Raw genomic sequence first — 1,434 nt, 5'->3', positions numbered from 1 at the left:
ACAAAGCTTGCAATCATAGGCAGCAAGAAATATAACGGCAAGCTTTCCGCCAGGTCTAAAGGCACAGGCACGTCGGAAATCCCAGTAACGTTATACGAAATCTGTAACTTTTAATTGAAACTTGAAGGAGGTTCCTTTATGAATGAAATAAGAGATTTTATTTATTTAGATCAAAAGCGGGTGTTATCATTTGGATCACAATTATTAGGTGGGTTAGCTGATACTATTACTACCATTAGTGAAAATAGTAAAGATAAAATTAAAGATTTAGATTTAAAAGGAAATATAAATGCAGAAGCAAAATTAGGAGAAAACTCTTTAGCATTAATTGAATCTTTAATAAGTATTATTGGAAAAGCAAATCTTGGTGTTTCAGGTGAAATAAATCCCCATTTTACTTCAAAAACTTTTAATAAAGAAGAAAAGCAGGAATCAAAATTATTAGATCATTTTCAATTTACATTATTGAGAAATGCTTTATTAGAACAAAAAATATTGAAAAATTTAGATGATAAAAAAGCTCATGAATGGAACAACGGTAAAGCTGCCAAAGATATTGAGTTTGGTGATTTTATTGAACTAACATCTAGAGTTAAATTTTTTGATGTATCTCATCTGAAAAGTATCGCAAGTGGTTTAGAAAAATTTATTGAAATGACTGATCAAATTACTACAGCTAAAAAGATTCATAAAATGATTCAAGAGGGCACAAGTGCAGAAGAGGCAATGGAATATATAAATAAAAATGCAATGCAAATGGGATATCACAGTAGAATGAATACTTTTGGAAATGACCTTAATCCATTAGAATTAAACGCTATGATTGACTTAATGAAGGATATTTCAGAAGGTGGTTATGCTTCTGTACCTATTCATATAATAGCGCGACCTTTATCGGCTTCAGATAATGATACAAACTTTGTCGCTCCTATTAAAGAAGAATATTTAATAGATAGTAAAGAAGAAATTTTGTTTAAATATGGACATGAGCCTAATCAAAATTGGAAAATATTAGGGCAAATATGCAAGAAGCCAAAGAAAAAACACACAAACAAGATGAATATAAAGTCTCCTAACTTTTCAGAAGCAAATAAATTAAATGATTTTATAAAAGAAATCACGAATACTTTTACTGAAATAGGTTCGCAAATAGGAATTCAATCTTTTGTTGAGTACCCTAATATATCTATCAATTTAATTGCAATATATAGATGAAACTTTTTAACAGACTTCGTATAACATGGGATTGAAGATTCCGCTGCGCTCCATGCAAATTCGTTCGGTAAGGGGGGTCTAAGGGGGGTCGCCCTAAACCTCACGAACTTCTTAAATCCCAGGGACGTTATACGCAATAATAACTAAACATCAGCTAAAAAGATAAAAGATAAGGTTTGAGCATCGCTAACTATAATTCATTAACTTTCTCCATTAAAG

1 protein-coding gene is annotated in these 1,434 nt (G+C 30.9%); it reads left to right on the top strand.

Annotation, left to right across the window (positions count from 1 at the left end; all coding sequences use genetic code 11):
• Window positions 1–138 precede the first annotated feature (138 nt).
• Window positions 139–1,215: a DUF6414 family protein gene (locus BMZ74_RS14290; protein WP_089862876.1), complete on the top strand. Its 1,077-nt coding sequence runs from the start codon at window positions 139–141 to the stop codon at window positions 1,213–1,215.
• Window positions 1,216–1,434: the final 219 nt, after the last annotated feature.

The sequence above is a fragment of the Halanaerobium salsuginis genome (assembly GCF_900114545.1).
Taxonomy (GTDB): domain Bacteria; phylum Bacillota; class Halanaerobiia; order Halanaerobiales; family Halanaerobiaceae; genus Halanaerobium; species Halanaerobium salsuginis.
Note: the sequence above shows the minus strand (reverse complement) of the source record. Positions and strands in the feature narration are given on the sequence as shown.

Coding starts and splice junctions, on each gene's coding strand:
- BMZ74_RS14290 (WP_089862876.1), top strand. CDS start 139: ATGAATGAAATAAGAGATTTTATTTATTTAGATCAAAAGCGGGTGTTA.